Genomic DNA, 13074 nt, shown 5'->3' with positions numbered 1-13074 from the left:
GCGTCCACCGCGCGTCGACGTGGCGCCTCAGCGCGCCTTCGCCCCCTTGAGGGCACGCCGGCGTGGCTTCCACTGCACATGATAGAGATCGTGGCGGCGGTCCAGCATGTTCTGTACCGAGCCGGTGGTACGTGCCTCGTGCAGCAGATCGACGCGCACATCGGCGATCGCCACCATTTCCACGTTCGGGGTAGTGTCGGCGGCGATGCCGTCGCGGGCGAAGGCGAAATCGCAGGGCGTGATGATTGCGCTCTGGCCGTAGTGAAGGTCCATGGCGTGAATACGCGGCAGGTTGCCGACGTTGCCGGAGGTGGCCACGTAGATCTGGTTTTCGACCGCGCGCGCATGCGCGGAATAGCGCACCCGCAGATGGCCGTTGCGGTCCTCGGTCGAGAACGGCACGAACAGGATGTTGATGCCCTGATCGGCCAGATGTCGCGACAGCTCGGGGAACTCGCTGTCGTAGCAGACCAGCACGCCGATCGGTCCGCAGTCGGTCTCGATGGCGTTGAGCGAATCGCCGCCGACGATGTTCCAGTAGTGGCGCTCGCCGGGCGTGGGGTGAATCTTGGGCTGCAGATGTTCGGAACCGTCGCGCAGATAGATATAGGCGATGTTCTGCAGGTCCTTGCCGACCCAGGTCGGATGCGAGCCGGCGATGATGTTGATGTTGAACTTCACGGCCAGGTCGGCCATCAGTTCGCGGAACTCGTCGCAGAAATCCGCCAGGCGCTGGATCGCGGCGCGATGGCGCAGCTCCTCGTTCTTGATCGAGAGTAGCTGAACCGTGAACAGTTCCGGGAACACCACGAAATCGGCCTTGGCGTCGGCGGTTTCCTGCACGAAGTAGGTCACGATCTGGGCGAACTCGTCGAACGAGTCGATCGCGCGCTGGCCGTACTGAACGGTGGCGATACGCACACGATTGCGGCGCTGCAGATGCACGTGCGAGTCGCCGGCGACGTCTTCGGGCTGATGATATTCGGGGTTGCGCCACAGCAGGTGAGCGCCGTAGCCCATGGATGCGGTGTCGGCGGGCAGGTAGTTCTCCTGCACGCCCAGCAGTTCATAGCCCTGGTTGAGCTGGAACGACAGCACCGAGTCCCGGATCTGCTTGTCCTTGACTGCCTCGACGTAGGCTTCGGCGCTGCCGAAACGCTTGAAGCGACGCTTGAGCCCCGGCAGCCGGCCGGAGAAGACAATGCCCTTGAGCCCGAGCTTCATGCACAGCGCTTCGCGCTCGCGATACAGACGCTGTCCGATGCGCAGGCCGCGCGCGGCCGGGTCCACGCAGATCTCGTAGCCGTAGAGATAGTCGCCGTCGGTGTCGTGGGTCGAACCGTAGCCGTTGCCGGTGATCTGGGCCCAGGTGTGGTTGGCCATGACCTGCACTTCGGGCAGGCAGAGCGTGGCGCAGTAGCCGACCACGGTATCTTCATAGACCGCGACCAGCTGGCCGGCCGGGAAGTTGTTGATCTGCCCGCGCAGCTCATCGAACGTGTAGTCGTCGAGGTTCGGATAGGTGTTCTGTACCACCCGGTTGATGGCCGGGATATCGGCCAGGGTGGCAGCGCGAACGATAAGGCGCGAACGACGAGTGGCGGTGGTCATTGAGTCAAACCTTGAAGAACGAAAAACAGGCCCGCAAGCGGACATATCCCGTTGATGGTTATCAGGCTTACCGCTTTCAAGCCGGGCCGTTGTTCAGCCCGGCTCGTCGCGGCCGGCACTACGGCCCGATCAGGCGTTGCCGCGGCCGGCCTTCTTGCGCTCGTGTTCCTTGAGCCAGCGCTTGCGCACGCGGATCGTGGCCGGGGTGATCTCGACCAGTTCATCGTCGTTGATGAACTCGAGCGCCTGTTCCAGCGTCATGCGCATCGCCGGCGTGAGCACGATGTTCTCGTCGGTGCCCGACGCACGCACGTTGGTCAGCTGCTTGGCCTTGAGCACGTTGACGGTGAGGTCGTTGTCGCGCGAGTGGATGCCCACGACCATGCCTTCGTAGACCTCTTCGTTGGGCGAGACCATCATGCGGCCGCGCTCCTGGAGGTTGAACAGGCCGAAGCCCACGGCCTTGCCGGTGGCATTGGAGATCAGCACGCCGGAATGCCGCTGGCCGATGCCCAGCGAGCCGACCGGGCCGTAGTGATCGAACACATGGGTGACGATGCCGGTGCCCGAGGTCTGGCTCATGAACTCGGTCTGGAAACCGATCAACCCGCGCGACGGGATGATGAATTCCAGGCGGGTACGGCCCAGGCCGTCCGGCTGCATGTTGCGCAACTGGCCACGGCGCTGATTCAGATTATCGATGACCGTGCCCTGATGGCCGTCCTCGATATCGCAGATCAGCAGTTCATAGGGCTCGTGGATCTCGCCGTCGACTTCACGGGTGACCACTTCCGGGCGTGACACGGCCAGCTCGTAGCCCTCGCGACGCATGGTTTCCAGCAGCACCGACAGATGCAGCAGGCCACGACCGGAGACCTTGAAGCGATCCGGATCGTTGGTGAATTCGACCCGCAGAGCGACGTTGGACTTGAGTTCGCGCAGCAGCCGTTCGCGGATCTGGCGACTGGTCATGTAGTCGCCTTCCTTGCCGGCCATGGGCGACTTGTTGACCTCGAAGGTCATGCTCATGGTCGGCTCGTCCACGGTCAGTGCGGGCAGCGCCTCGGGCGTTGCCGGATCACAGATGGTGTCGGAGATATCCAGACCGTCCATGCCGGTCAGGGCGACGATGTCGCCGGCCTGGGCGCTGTCGACTTCCACCCGGTTCAGGCCCAGAAAGCCGAACACGCCCGCGATCTTGGCGTTCTTCTTGTTGCCTTCGCGATCGACGATGGTGACCGGAGTGGCCGGCTTGATCGCGCCGCGGGCGATACGGCCGATGCCGATCTGGCCGACGAAGGTGTTGAAGTCCAGCGTGGTGATCTGCATCTGGAACGGGCCGTCCAGATTCACCGGCGGCGCCGGCACGCGCTCGACGATGGTGCGGAACAGCGGCTTCATGTCGCCCTCGCGCACGTCGTCCTCGAGCCCGGCATAGCCGCCCAGCGCCGACGTGTAGACCGTCGGGAAGTCGAGCTGCTCGTCGGTCGCGCCGAGTGAGTCGAACAGGTCGAAGGTCTGGGTCAGCACCCAGTCCGGGCGCGCGCCGTCGCGGTCGATCTTGTTGATCACGACAATCGGCTTGAGGCCCAGCTCGAAGGCCTTTTCGGTGACGAAGCGGGTCTGCGGCATCGGGCCGTCGACGGCGTCGACCAGCAGAAGCACCGAATCGACCATCGACAGCACGCGCTCGACCTCACCACCGAAGTCGGCATGGCCCGGGGTGTCGACGATGTTGATGCGATAGTTTTCATCGCTGTCGGGGTCGCGCCACTCGATGGCGGTATTCTTGGACGTGATCGTGATGCCGCGCTCGCGCTCCAGATCGTTGGAGTCCATGATGCGGTCGGCGACTTCCTCGCGCGCCGCGAACGTGCCGGACTGGCGCAGCAGGCAGTCCACCAGCGTGGTCTTGCCGTGGTCGACGTGGGCGATGATCGCGATATTGCGAAGATTATCGATCATTAAGAAACCTTTGGATTGAATCGGGCGCGGTGCGCGCTGAAGGGATAGGGCGCGCGGACTTCGCGAAAAACGCGCGCATTATCGGGCATTGGGGGGCTCCCGGCTAGCGCTGTGCGTAAATAAAAGCAAAACTGTCCGGCTATTCGCGGTTCGTGGCGCTTCGTGCGCCCCTGGCGCCGGCGGCGTGCGCAAGCGGCTGACCACGCCGAGCCGCATGCGATAATCGCGCCAATGAATGATTCCACAACTGTTGCCGGGGCGTCGGCATCGTCGGGTTGGCTCGAGCGCGGCACGCCGGCGTATCGACGCGCGAACATTGCGCTGTTCGCCGCCGGTTTCGCGACCTTTTCGTCGTTATACAGCGTGCAGCCGCTGATGCCGCTGTTTTCGCACAATTTCGCCATCAGTCCGGCGCAGAGCAGCCTGTCGTTGTCGATCACCACCGGGGTACTCGCGTTCACCCTGTTTTTTGCCGGATTGATGTCCGAGGCGATCGATCGCAAGCGTCTGATGAGCGCGTCGCTGATTGCGTCGGCGCTGCTGTCCCTGGCTGCCGCGCTCTCGCCGGACTGGTATGTCTTGCTGGCGGCGCGCGCGCTCGAAGGCGTGGCGCTTGGCGGCGTGCCGGCGCTGGCCATGGCCTATCTTTCCGAGGAGATGCGCCCGGGCGATCTGGGTACGGCCATGGGCCTGTATGTCGGCGGCAGCGCCTTCGGAGGCATGTCGGGGCGCGTGCTCGCGGGGGTGATTGCCGATATCGGCGGCTGGCGCCCGGCAATCGCGTTGATCGGTGGCATGGGCTTCGTGGCGGCCGCGGCATTCGTATGGCTGCTGCCGCCGTCGCGCAATTTCCGCGCGCAGCGCGGCCTGGCGTTACGCGACCATTTCGCCCCGATCGGCCGGCATCTGCGCCACGATGCGCTGCCCTGGCTGTTTGCCTGCGGGTTCGTACTGATGGGCTCGTTCGTCAGCATCTACAACTATATTGGCTACCGGCTGGCGGCGGCTCCGTTTTCCATGAGCCAGAGCGCGGTCGGCGCGATCTTCGTGGTGTATCTGCTCGGCATCGTCGCCTCGGCCGTCTTCGGTCGGCTGGCGGATCGCCATGGGTCCGCACCCGTGCTTCTTGCCGCGTTCGCGCTGATGAGTGCCGGGCTGGGCTGCATGTGGGTGGATTTTCTGCCATCGCTGGTTGTCGGTATCGCACTGCTGACCATCGGTTTCTTTGCCGGCCACTCGGTTGCCAGCGGTTGGGTCGGACCGCTGGCCGACGGCGGCAAGGGCCAGGCCGCCGGGCTGTATCTGCTCGCCTATTACCTGGGCTCGAGCGTGATCGGATCGCTGGGTGGCCTGTTCTGGGCGCGCTTCGCATGGCCCGGTGTCACCGCCATGGTGGCGGTGCTGCTGGCGTTCGGGATGATCGCGATCCTGCGGCTGATGGTGTGGCGGCGCCAGCAATGACGACTAGGCCGAGAACCCGCCGGTGAAGGTCTGATACAGCAGGAACACGTTGAGCGAGATCACCACCCCGGCAATCATCCAGGCCGCCATGGTGGTGATGCGTCGATTGACCAGGCTGCCCATGATGCTGCGATTGGAACAGAACATCAGCAGCGGAATCAGCGCGAACGGGATGCCGAACGACAGCACGACCTGGCTCATCACCAGGGCGGTGGTCGGGTCCACGCCCATGGCCAGAATCGCCAGCGCGGGCGCCATGGTGATCAGACGCCGGACATATAACGGAATCTGGCGTTTGATGAATCCCTGCATCACGATCTGGCCGCTCATCGTGCCGACCGACGAACTGGAAAAGCCGCTGGCCAGCAGGCCGATTCCGAACAGAATGGCCGCGGCCGACCCGGCCTGATCGCCGAGCCGGGCGAACGCACCCTCGATCGTGGACACCGTCTCGCCGTGGCCGAAGAACAGCCCGGCGGCCATGACCAGCATGGCGGCGTTGATCAGCCCGGCCACGCCCATGGCGATCAGAATATCGATGAATTCGAAACGGAATATCCGCTTGCGCTCTTCGGCCGTGCGCCCGACCACGCGCCGCTGGGTAAGCGCCGAGTGCAGGTAGATGACGTGCGGCATGACGGTTGCGCCGAGAATGCCGGCGGCGAGCATCACGCTCTGGGTGCCTTCGAAGCCGGGAATCAAGCCGCCGGCCAGCGCCTCCGGGTCCGGCTGGGCGACGAATACTTCATAGGCAAAGGAGACGATGACCACGCCCACCAGCGCGGTGATCACCGCTTCGAGCGGCCGAAATCCGCGCCGTTGCAGTTCCAGCAGGCCGAAGGAGAACACCCCGGTGATGACCGCGGCCGGAAACAGCGCGATGCCGAACAACAGATGCAGCCCGAGCGCGCCGCCGATGAATTCGGCGAGATCGGTGGCAATGGCGATGATTTCGGCCTGTATCCAGAGGCCGATCGTGACCGGGCGCTTGAAGCGCGCACGGCAGATTTCCGGCACGTTGTAGCCGGTGGCGATGCCGAGCTTGGCCGACATGCTCTGGATGACGATGGCCATCAGGTTGGAAGCAAAGACCACCCAGAGCAGCAGATAGCCGTAGGTCGAGCCGGCCTGGATATTGGTCGCGAAGTTGCCCGGATCGATATACGCGACCGAGGCGATGAAGGCCGGCCCGAGAAACGGGAACAGGCCTTTCAAACCGCGCTGGCGGCCATTCAGTGCCGCCTGAGCCGCGCGGATGGTCGCCTGCTCGCCGGGCAATCGGTCCAGGGTCTCGTCGGCGCAGGTGCTCATGTGCGCGACCCGCCAGCGTCGGAGCACGCCGGCCTGCCGCCTGTGCGCGGATGGCCACGATGATTCATTAATAGACCGGGACGTTAAAACTTAGCCAATGCTTAAAATTACTCTGTAGGCAAACACGGGTCAACCGGTGCAAAAGGTCCAAGCGTACGCAAACGGCGCCGGGCTCAGTACAATCGATGCATGCATAGTCAAACGAAAACGAACGGAGCCGCCTCGGCGGTCATTGCCGGGCCGATCCTGCGTCGCCTGCGCGCGCAGCGGATGGTGCTGTGGCTTGCGGTCAGCGAGCCGATCGCGCTCAAGCTGGCCTTGTATCGACAGGACCACGGTCAACAGGAGACGCCCGACGATGTCGTCGATCTGGCCGCGCATACGCGCGATATCCGTATCGGCGAGCGCGCCTGGCTGCTCTTGATCGATATCGATTTCGCAGCCGCCGGCATCGCGCCACTCGGCGAGAACGTCGCGATCGGCTATGACCTGTGGCTGGGCGCGCAGACGCATTCGCTCGCCGAACTCGAGCCGGGTCTGTGCTACGACGGTGAGCGGCGCCCGCGGTTCGTGTTCCGCACCCGCCTCGACAACGTCCTGCACGGCTCCTGTCGGCGGCCGCATCATCCTTCCGGCGACGGCATGGCGCGCGCGGACCGGTGGCTGTCGCAGCGACGCGAGTACACCAATGCCTGGCCCACGGTGATGCTGCTCACCGGCGATCAGATCTATGCCGACGATGTGGCCGGGCCGCTGCTGCGCGCCATCCACGCGCTGATCGAGCGGCTCGGGCTGTGGTCGGAACAACTGGAAGGCTCGGTGGTCGACGACAGCGCCGGTCTGTATGCGAGCGAGCACTGCTACTACCGGCGCGACGACCTGCTGCCACACGAGAAATCGAGTCGCGCGCTGCGCGAACGCTTCTTCGGCGGCACCGAAAAACCCGTATTCACGTCCGCGAGCTCCGGCAATCATCTGATCACGCTCGCCGAAGTGCTGGCGATGTATCTGCTGTGCTGGTCCGATGCACCCTGGCGTGAGCTGTCGTATTCGCGCCCAGCGCTGAACGAAGAAGAGGGCGAGCGCTACGATGAGGAGGCCGGCATCATCCGCGCCTTCGTCGACGAACTGCCGGGCGCGCGCCGCATCATGGCCAACACGCCGGTCGCGATGATTTTCGACGACCACGACATTACCGACGACTGGAATCTCACCGGTCTGTGGATGGACAGCGCCTATGGCCATCCTTTCTCGCGTCGCATCATCGGCAACGCGCTGGTGGCTTATTTGCTGTGTCAGGGCTGGGGCAATCGCCCCGAGGCGTTCGAGGACACGATCCTGCCCGCGCTGACGCGCTACACCGCAGCGCACGACAAGCCGGCGCACGACGATCTCGTCGAAGCCGTGCTGGATTTCCACGACTGGGGCTTCATTCTCGATACCGAGCCTGCGGTGGTACTGCTCGATACCCGCACGCGGCGTTGGCGACGCGTGCGCAAGCCGTCGCATCCGTCCGGCTTGATGGACTGGGAAGCGCTCTCGGACATGCAGTCGCATTTCATGGGCCGCGACAGCGTGGTCATTGTCTCGGCCGCGCCGATCTTCGGCGTCAAGCTGATCGAGAACATCCAGCGGATCTTCACCTGGTTCGGCAAGCCCTTGATGGTCGATGCCGAAAACTGGATGGCGCACCCGGGCAGCGCGCATACCCTGCTCAACATCTTTCGCCATCGCGCCACCCCGCGCAATTTCACGGTGCTGTCGGGCGACGTGCATTATTCGTTCGTCTACGACGTGACCCTGCGTCACGGCGACAGCCGGCAGAAGATCTGGCAGATCACCAGCAGCGGGGTGAAGAACGAGTTTCCCCGGCGTCTGCTCGACTGGTTCGATCGGCTCAACCGATGGCTGTTCGCGCCATATTCGCCGCTCAACTGGTTCACCAAGCGCCGGCGCATGCGGGTGAGCCCCCGTCGACCCTCGCCCGCCTCGCACGGCGAGCGCCTGGTCAACGGCGCCGGCATGGGTTTCGTGCGCTTCAACGACGCCGGCCAGCCGGTCGATATCCGCGAACTCGGCGTGGACGATCGCGACGTGAGTTTCGACCAGACCAACGAAATCGAGGTCTGAGTCGGCGCGAGGCGAGCGTCGAGGGTCAATTCGAACCTGTGGCGCATCGGGCTGTCTCTACCTGCTGAGGCATCCCGGATATCGCCGTGCAATCGGCATATCCACGACCGAAAAGAGTCAGGCATGAAGACACGACAATTTGCGATTACGATGGTGCTTGCAGGCAGCGTTTTCAGCGTGCCGGCCTTGGGCCAGCCGCAGGACGAATCCGGGCTGGCATCGCTGGATGCCAACAGCGACGGCGTAATCAGCCGCCAGGAAGCCGCCAACGCCCAGGTCAAGGTGTTTCATCGCCTGGACGGCAACAGCGATGGCGTGCTGGGCGCGGACGAACTCAAGGCAAGCCAGCCGCAGCCCGACGCGGATGCCGACAGGAGGGTCAAGAGAGCGCGTGCCAAGGCCCTCGACCAGTGGTTTTCCAATCTCGATACCGATGCCGGCGGCACCATCTCGCTGGCGGAGTATCAGGCAGGCATGACCCCGTATTTCGACCGGCTGGATACCAATGGCGACGGCGTCATCGACGGTCGGGAACTCAAAAGCGCCTACGGTTCGGACCGCAACGATAGTCGGTAGGAATGCGGCCCGGCGTCGCATGGGCCAAGGCATCCTATGCGTTGCGCGTTACCGGAGCGCTTTCGCGAGCGCACTCGCGCCGTCGTTCAACGCCGCGCCCGCGCCATGGATCGGGCCGGCGAAGTTCAGAAAACCGTGGATCATGCTGGGGTAGCGTTTCACGCGGGCTTCCACGCCAGCGGCCTGCATGGCCTCGGCGTAGGCTTCGCCCTCGTCGCGCAGCGGATCGAAACCGCCGGTGAGTACGAAGGCGGGGGCGAGGCCGGCGAGTTCCCCGTAAATCGGCGAGACACGCGGATCGCTGTTGTCGACGTCGGTCGGGATGTAGTGACCACGAAACCAGTCCATGGACGCCTTCTCGAGCAGGAAGCCGCGGGCGAACGTGCGCACCGACTCGCGATCCACGGCAAAGTCGACCACCGGATAAAACAGCAGCTGAAAGCAGGGCGCGACGGTGTCGTGGCGCGTGGCCTGGGCCACCACCGCGGCCAGGTTGCCGCCGGCGCTGTCGCCGGATACAGCGATGCGCGCGGTGTCGATGTCGAACTCGCCTGCGCGCGCGGCGATATCGCGAAAAGCGCTGATCGCGTCGTCCGAGCAGGCCGGCGCGGGGTGCTCCGGGGCGAGTCGGTAATCCACGGAGATGACCACGCAACCGGCCTGATCGGCGAGCGCACGGCATACGCCGTCATGCGAATCCAGAGAGCCGATCACGAAGCCGCCGCCATGGTAGAACACCAGTGCCGGTGCGTTGGTCTTGCAGGCCGCCGGTCGGTAGAGGCGGCCGCCGATCGAGCCGACCGCAGCCGCGAGGCTGATATCACGCACGTCCAGCGGCCGTGCGTTGGTGGGCGCGAGCAGCTGGCTCTGGGCGTCGATCCGGCGCCGCTCCTGTGCCGGCGTGCTGCCACCCAGCCCGTCCATGCCGCGTAGCCGCTGCAGCTTGAGCAGCAGTTGGGTCTGCACATCCAGCGTCTGGCCGTCGAGCACCACCGGCCGGCCGGCGAGAATGCGCAACATGCCGGCCGGCAGAGCCATGAGGCCACGCGCGAAGGCGCCCTCGATACGTTCGGCTATCGACTGTTCGCTCATGGCCACCCCTTTGCTGATCGAATGAGCCGGCCCCTAACTGACTGGGGCCGTTGTCAGATCATACCAGCGCGTCGTGCCTGGCGTTGCGCGGCGGCCGACTCACTGATCCGGGGCCGGTCTAGCGGCGAAAACCGGCCTCGAGTGCGTAAAAGTCGATGCCCATGCCGTCCAGGGGTTCACGCAGGCGCGCGAGTTCTTCCTCGGGGCCGTGCACTTCCATGCGGATAAGCTGGCCGACTTCCTGGGCCTGCGCAAATAGCTCGCCGACGTTGCTCAGATGCGCGAGCACGCCGTCGGCGCCGGCATAGCCTTCGCGGCAGGTGGCGGTGTTGCCGTCGAACAGAAACCCGTAATAGAGACAGCCTTCTTCTTTTTCGCTCGCCTCGACGAAACGCGCGACCAGCCCCTTGAATTCGTCCATGCGCTCGTCCGGCACTTCGAAGTAGGGGGCGATGGATACACAGCGATCATTGGCCATGGATGGCTCCTTCTTGTTTGAGGTGCAGACAGCTTAGCCTTTGCATGGCGTCGGCGACCACCGGACGTCCGCGCGTTACCGGCCGCCGGTCAGTCCGGATCGCGAAAACGATCGGTGGCTTCGACCAGTGCATGGCGGTTGCCCGGCTCGAACGCCGAATGGCCGGCGTCCGGGGTGATGCGCAGATCCGCCTCCGGCCAGGCACGGTGCAGATCCCAGGCGTTGACCAGCGGGCAGACGACGTCGTAACGGCCATGCACGATGGTGGTCGGGATGTCTCGGATTCTGTCGACGCCGTGTAACAGCTGGTCGTCATGCTCGAAGAAGCCGCCGTTGACGAAGTAATGACATTCGATGCGCGCGAAGGCGAGCGCGAAGCGGTCGCCGGCGGTGGTGGCGATATAGTTGCGGTTGGGCTTGATGAAACTCGTCGCACCTTCCCAGGTCGCCCAGGCGCGGGCGGCGGCGACGCGCAGTTCGACGTCGTCGCTGGTGAGCCGACGATAGTAGGCGCCCATCATGTCGCCACGTTCGACCTCGGGAATGAAATCCCGATAGGCCTCGAAGGCGTCAGGGAACAGGGCGCTGGCGCCGTGTTGATAGAACCACAGCATTTCCGCGCGTCTGAGCATGAAGATGCCGCGCAGCACCAGCTCCGTGACCCGCTCCGGATAGGTCTGTGCGTAGGCCAGCGCCAGCGTCGAACCCCAGGAGCCGCCGAAGACCTGCCAGCGCTCTATCGCCAGCAGCGTGCGCAGGCGTTCGATATCGTCGACCAGATGCCAGGTGGTGTTGTCGACGAGATCCGCGTGCGGCGTCGACTTGCCACAGCCGCGCTGGTCGAACAGTACGATGCGGTAATGCGCGGGGTCGAAGAAACGGCGGCTGGTGGGGCCGGCACCGCCGCCCGGACCGCCGTGCAGAAATACGACCGGCTTGCCGGCCGGATTGCCGCACTGTTCGTAGTAGAGGGTATGGCGATCGGATACCGCCAGATGGCCGGTATCGAAGGGTTCGATTTCAGGATAGAGAGAGCGGTGGCGTGTTGCGGTCATGGGCCGGGTTCAGAGCGGGAGGTTATCAGGCGCTCAGGCTATCAGCTTGTACGCCGATCACGGCATGAGCAGGGTGGTTAGCAGCGCGGCGAGCGACGATGCCAGTGCCAGTGCGCACAGCGACAGACGACCGCTCCACTGCACCGAGACCCGCCAGTTGTCGTAGCCGGTCAGGCGCTGGATCAGCAAGGCATTCGCCGAATAGGGCGTACCCGCGATGGTCAAACCCCAGCCGCAGACCAGCCCGACCGCCAGCCCGAGGCCCGCACTGGCCGGCCACAGCTGGCTCGACAGGCCGCCGATGAGGGTGACCGCGATGATCGGGTTCAGGCCGATGAGTCCGCCGCCGAACAGCAGCCACGGCACGCCCCATGCAATCACCGGCAGGGACCAGCCGGGCAGGGCGAAGCTGGTACCCAGATGCGCGGACACCAGCGTACTCACGGTGGCGCCCAGAAACGCCGACCCGCCGATGATCGCCAGCTCGTTGCCGATATTGTCCATGGCCGGCAGGCGGGGCGGGCCTTCGCCGCCGAACAAGCCGATGACCACGATCACCAGGCAGCTGCAGGTCACGGCCCGCGCATAGTCCATGTTCACCAGGCTGCGTAGCAGATAGGTCGACAGACAGATCAGGCCGATACAGGCGGCAAAGAAAAGCCAGGAACGCAGCACGTCGGCGCCGGCGAGTTGGTCGCCGCGCTCGCTGGACGCCGCTTCGGGCTCGCGAAACAGGGTGCCGAGCAGCAGATAGGCCGCGGCCAGTGGAAAAGTCAGGCTGATCAGTTGCCAGCCGTGCAGACCCGGCACGAGGGTGAGCGTGAGCACGACCGCGATCGACAGCGGCGAGCAGATCGAGGCCGATCCGAAGCCGCGCAGCACCGCACGCGCGGCGTTGCGGGTGCCGCTGGAATCGCCGTGGGTTCGAATTTCGCGCCCGATCAGGGTGCCGATGACGCTCACCGAGCCGAAATTCAGCGGCACGGCAAGAAACAGACCGCCGAAAGTGATGCTCAGATAACGCGTCAGCGCGCGCCCGGCGAACAGATGCTCGGAAATGAGCGCGAGATGGCGTGAACGCCCGAGTACGTGGGCCAAAAGCATGACCGCGATTATCAGTGAGGCAAGCCGCGTAAGCGTGGCGCTACTCGGCCCGAGGATCACCGGATTGAGGAGCAGCCCCAGGCCGGCCACGATGAGCACGAGGCTGATCAGTACGCGCGGGATAGGCTTGAGGGTGGCCCAGGCGAGGGCGACCGCGACGATCGCCGCCGGCGCGCCGACCCATTGCGCCAGGGGCACGATACCGATGACGCCGGTGGCCAGCGCCAGATAGGCCAGCGCGCTGCGCGCGCCGGCCGTTTTCGCGGATGTCACGATCCGTGGCGTTCTACG

10 protein-coding genes are annotated in these 13074 nt (G+C 64.8%); 3 read left to right on the top strand and 7 right to left on the bottom strand.

Annotated elements, in window-relative coordinates:
* Nucleotides 1-27: 27 nt before the first annotated feature.
* Together ACFOSU_RS17075 and typA are read right to left on the bottom strand one after the other, a co-directional pair.
* Nucleotides 28-1611, bottom strand: coding sequence for a GNAT family N-acetyltransferase (locus ACFOSU_RS17075; RefSeq protein WP_380691125.1), 1584 nt, complete (start codon nucleotides 1609-1611; stop codon nucleotides 28-30).
* Nucleotides 1612-1740: 129 nt separating this feature from the next.
* On the bottom strand, nucleotides 1741-3576 hold the full coding sequence (gene typA, locus ACFOSU_RS17070) for a translational GTPase TypA (protein ID WP_380691124.1): 1836 nt from the start codon (nucleotides 3574-3576) through the stop codon (nucleotides 1741-1743).
* Nucleotides 3577-3807: 231 nt separating this feature from the next.
* Here typA and ACFOSU_RS17065 point away from each other — a divergent pair, with 231 nt between their 5' ends.
* Entirely contained in the window at nucleotides 3808-5037 is a 1230-nt protein-coding gene (locus tag ACFOSU_RS17065) for an MFS transporter (RefSeq protein WP_380691123.1), read from the top strand.
* A gap of 3 nt (nucleotides 5038-5040) precedes the next feature.
* On the opposite strand, the gene ACFOSU_RS17060 is transcribed toward ACFOSU_RS17065, so the two are convergent.
* A complete protein-coding gene (locus tag ACFOSU_RS17060; RefSeq protein ID WP_380691122.1) occupies nucleotides 5041-6348 on the bottom strand; it encodes an Nramp family divalent metal transporter in 1308 nt (435 codons plus the stop codon).
* 189 nt (nucleotides 6349-6537) lie between these two features.
* Here ACFOSU_RS17060 and ACFOSU_RS17055 point away from each other — a divergent pair, with 189 nt between their 5' ends.
* Together ACFOSU_RS17055 and ACFOSU_RS17050 are read left to right on the top strand one after the other, a co-directional pair.
* A complete protein-coding gene (locus ACFOSU_RS17055) occupies nucleotides 6538-8478 on the top strand; it encodes an alkaline phosphatase family protein (protein WP_380691121.1) in 1941 nt (646 codons plus the stop codon).
* Nucleotides 8479-8601: 123 nt separating this feature from the next.
* On the top strand, nucleotides 8602-9054 hold the full coding sequence (locus ACFOSU_RS17050; RefSeq protein WP_380691120.1) for an EF-hand domain-containing protein: 453 nt from the start codon (nucleotides 8602-8604) through the stop codon (nucleotides 9052-9054).
* A gap of 48 nt (nucleotides 9055-9102) precedes the next feature.
* On the opposite strand, the gene ACFOSU_RS17045 is transcribed toward ACFOSU_RS17050, so the two are convergent.
* The 4 genes from ACFOSU_RS17045 to ACFOSU_RS17030 form a co-directional block, all read right to left on the bottom strand.
* On the bottom strand, nucleotides 9103-10146 hold the full coding sequence (locus tag ACFOSU_RS17045; protein ID WP_380691119.1) for an alpha/beta hydrolase: 1044 nt from the start codon (nucleotides 10144-10146) through the stop codon (nucleotides 9103-9105).
* Between the two features lie 118 nt (nucleotides 10147-10264).
* Nucleotides 10265-10624 (bottom strand): putative quinol monooxygenase, encoded by a 360-nt coding sequence (locus tag ACFOSU_RS17040; protein WP_380691118.1) that lies wholly within the window; start codon nucleotides 10622-10624, stop codon nucleotides 10265-10267.
* 89 nt (nucleotides 10625-10713) lie between these two features.
* Nucleotides 10714-11679 (bottom strand): prolyl aminopeptidase, encoded by a 966-nt coding sequence (gene pip, locus ACFOSU_RS17035; protein ID WP_380691117.1) that lies wholly within the window; start codon nucleotides 11677-11679, stop codon nucleotides 10714-10716.
* A gap of 57 nt (nucleotides 11680-11736) precedes the next feature.
* Nucleotides 11737-13056 (bottom strand): hypothetical protein, encoded by a 1320-nt coding sequence (locus ACFOSU_RS17030; RefSeq protein WP_380691116.1) that lies wholly within the window; start codon nucleotides 13054-13056, stop codon nucleotides 11737-11739.
* Nucleotides 13057-13074: the final 18 nt, after the last annotated feature.

This window comes from Salinisphaera aquimarina (genome assembly GCF_042643355.1).
Lineage (GTDB): Bacteria > Pseudomonadota > Gammaproteobacteria > Nevskiales > Salinisphaeraceae > Salinisphaera > Salinisphaera aquimarina.
Note: the sequence above shows the minus strand (reverse complement) of the source record. Positions and strands in the feature narration are given on the sequence as shown.